This is a genomic window from Acinetobacter sp. YH16052 (assembly GCF_013417155.1).
GTDB lineage: Bacteria > Pseudomonadota > Gammaproteobacteria > Pseudomonadales > Moraxellaceae > Acinetobacter.
The window spans coordinates 1-1,169 of sequence record NZ_VPEO01000184.1; the positions used below are offsets into that span (position 1 = coordinate 1).

1 protein-coding gene and 1 pseudogene are annotated in these 1,169 nt (G+C 30.5%); one reads left to right on the plus strand and one right to left on the minus strand.

All coding sequences use genetic code 11. From position 1 onward, the window contains the following. The coding region (locus tag FTV42_RS17155) for a hypothetical protein (RefSeq protein ID WP_180039276.1) at positions 1-986 on the plus strand (986 nt) is incomplete at its 5' end. A gap of 53 nt (positions 987-1,039) precedes the next feature. On the opposite strand, the pseudogene FTV42_RS17160 reads toward FTV42_RS17155, so the two are convergent. Beyond that, positions 1,040-1,169, minus strand: a pseudogene (locus tag FTV42_RS17160) (conjugal transfer protein TraD); the annotation flags it as partial.

Below are 1,169 nucleotides of genomic sequence, written 5' to 3' on the forward strand. Positions count from 1 at the left end.
AAAATGATAGTTTAACTTTGCCAGAGAAAGCCTATTTAGTTCGTCAAAACCTTAATGCTTTACATAGTCTAGTTGAAGGTAAAATTTCTTTTAATCAATATAAGAAAGAAGTTGTTAATGACAGAATAAAGCATCAAGAACACTTAGAAGCAGAAAGATTACGCTTGGAAAAACTTAGAGAATTAGAACTAATTCAGTTAAAGAAACAACAAGAAAAATTAGCTCAGGAAAGAAAAGTTAGAGAACAAGCTGAACGTGAGCGTAGAAAAAAATTAGAATCTGACCCTAAATATATAGAGAGGCAAAAAGAAAAAAATTTAATAAAAAAATATGATATTTATCTCTATGACATAGTTGATAAGCATAGATCGAAGTTAATTAATATATTGAAATTATTAGATAATAATCAGAGATTATCTGAACAAGATGCTATTTGGTTAAATTCGGAAGGACGACAATTTTTTACAGATGAACTTAAGATAAAATTTCATCGTGTGGAAGCTGATTTTTATCTTAATGAATATAAGACAACCAAATTACATTGGCATGCTATTAATGCCTCTAGTCAATTAAGAAAAGCTAAAGCAAGTAAAGAGGCTGAAAAGTTTTTAGAAAATACTGAAATCTCACTAAATAAAAATAAAAAATTATTGTCAGCTTATTTCACTACATTGGGAGGAGTTAAGAGAGATATTAGAAAAGTCGATACAGCAATAGAATGTGGCGTAAAAGCTCATGAAAATAATTCTCAGGACTACAGACCATGTACTTTATTGGGAGCTATATATATGGAAAACCATGAATATACTCTTGGACATGATTGGTATAGCAAAGCACGTGACCGAGGTGCGCCAGAGAAATCTATAAATGCTGATCTCAGAAGTATTCTTTTAAAATTAGATAAATCAAAACGCATTGAAATGATTGCTAGTCTATTGAAAAAAGACCCATACCTTTATGGTTGGTTAAAAGATATTAAAAAATAACTTCTAGTTTCCAAAAATCCCAATTTAAGTATTGGGATTTTTATTATAAAACGTCACTTTTTACGCTGATTTAAGGTTTGTTGTCCTAAATCCTTCCAAATTTGCCATTTCATATCATTTTGGTCGATTTCAGCAGTTTTTAGAAGAACGCCAAGTAATTCGGCTGGGTCACGCTGATCTAGG